We start from the raw sequence: 1,442 nt of genomic DNA on the forward strand, positions 1-1,442 counted from the left end.
GCAATGAGTTGAGCGTCTAGTTTGTCCGTTTTTGCTTTTTGGCCAATGGCGCCCGCAAAGCGTTTAATGTGAATGGGGTTGGCGATAACAAATGGTAAATGGGCTTCGGCACAAGCCACAATAAATGGCATTTCAAGACGACCAGTGGCTTCAATAACGATGCGATTGGGTTGGTGTTTTTTAATGGTTTTGACAGCCTCTTTGATGCCTTTTTCATCGTTGGTAACGGTGAAAAAGATGTCGAGGGGACGAATATAAATATCGAGTTGAAACTTGCCAGTATCGACGCCGACGGTAATATTTTGATTAGTTTTAGAATTCATAATAAGCTAACTCTTGCTTGCAAATGCGGGTTCGAGACCCAGTAGACTATTCGAGTGTTTTGCTTGGAGTCCTTTGCCGCGTTCGTTCTTGTTATCGGTCTCTCAACAGAGGAGCCATCATTTAATCGAACTACGGCAAGGAAAGCGTTAGTTGCTGCTAACACTTGGGTCTCACATTACCCGAAAAGGTTTAGTTTGGTAGGGGAATTATCCATACAAGCACTTTAAACGGAACAAAAACAGTTGGCTACGTTCCGCTTCGCTTCACATTATAGCCAACAATTTTTGTCCGCTTAAGTGGGCGTTAGGTGACAAGGAATCGGAGTATGAGATGCTGTCGAAAAGAACTTTCAAATCCAGATATTGTTGATGGGACGGCTTATTTCGTTTGCGCTGAATGCGGTGATGTTCGTGAAATTGAAAACTATCGTGTTTATTCAGCCGAAGAAGCTCTTAGTTACTTCGAAGACGAATACGGGTTTTTATTACCTAAAGAATATGTGAATTTATCTCAGTCAGAAGAAACTAAAGTAGTTAAGCTGCCGTCTTGCGATAACGAAACCCTGAAATATTATTTTGGTGAAGGGTTCTATGAAATAGGTGCTTTTTCAAACCTGGATCCAAATGCCGAGAATTCCATATTTAGCTCTATGAGTTCTGGTAGGGAATGGGGGCTTCCAAAAACATATGTGCCGCTTGACGGTGATGGCCATACTTGGCTAGCTCTAGACTATAGCGATTCCTTAACTGACCCCAAAGTTATTGTCACAGAGACAGATGATGGTAATAGTCTTGTTGTAGCAAATACTTTTAATGATTTTGTATCAAGCCTCCTCCAATATGAAGAGGTTTATGATTTAGATGGTAATATAATCTACAGTGAATAAAGCACCTAACAAGTCAAAGCACGCGGACGTGGCAAAGCTGTCATCTTTTGTGCAAAAAGACGCACAAAAGCCGCCAACTTCACCACGCCGGTGTTTGAGGCGTTGATATGATTCCCACTGTCAACGAGCGCGTAACTATCCCTACCAAAAATGTTGGCATGGGAGAGAAACTTAAGTGAGTGCACCTTTGGCAAGAAAGTTCGGCGGTTGACCTTGCTGATATTCGCGGGTT

At 42.4% G+C, this 1,442-nt stretch carries 3 protein-coding genes; 1 reads left to right on the top strand and 2 read right to left on the bottom strand.

Features of this window, described 5'->3' with window-relative positions; all coding sequences use genetic code 11:
- Positions 1-323 (bottom strand): IS110 family transposase (locus D1Z90_RS20550; RefSeq protein ID WP_147378820.1); only part of this gene is annotated, 323 nt, incomplete at its 3' end.
- A 326-nt stretch (positions 324-649) separates the two neighbouring features.
- Here D1Z90_RS20550 and D1Z90_RS20555 point away from each other — a divergent pair.
- Positions 650-1,210 carry an SMI1/KNR4 family protein gene (locus tag D1Z90_RS20555; protein ID WP_119912635.1) on the top strand — a complete coding sequence of 187 codons (561 nt, stop codon included), beginning with the start codon at positions 650-652 and terminating at the stop codon, positions 1,208-1,210.
- A gap of 5 nt (positions 1,211-1,215) precedes the next feature.
- On the opposite strand, the gene D1Z90_RS21840 is transcribed toward D1Z90_RS20555, so the two are convergent.
- The coding region (locus tag D1Z90_RS21840; protein ID WP_232525330.1) for a hypothetical protein at positions 1,216-1,442 on the bottom strand (227 nt) is incomplete at its 5' end.

The sequence above is a fragment of the Motilimonas pumila genome, assembly GCF_003596335.1.
Lineage (GTDB): Bacteria > Pseudomonadota > Gammaproteobacteria > Enterobacterales > CBDFNC01 > Motilimonas > Motilimonas pumila.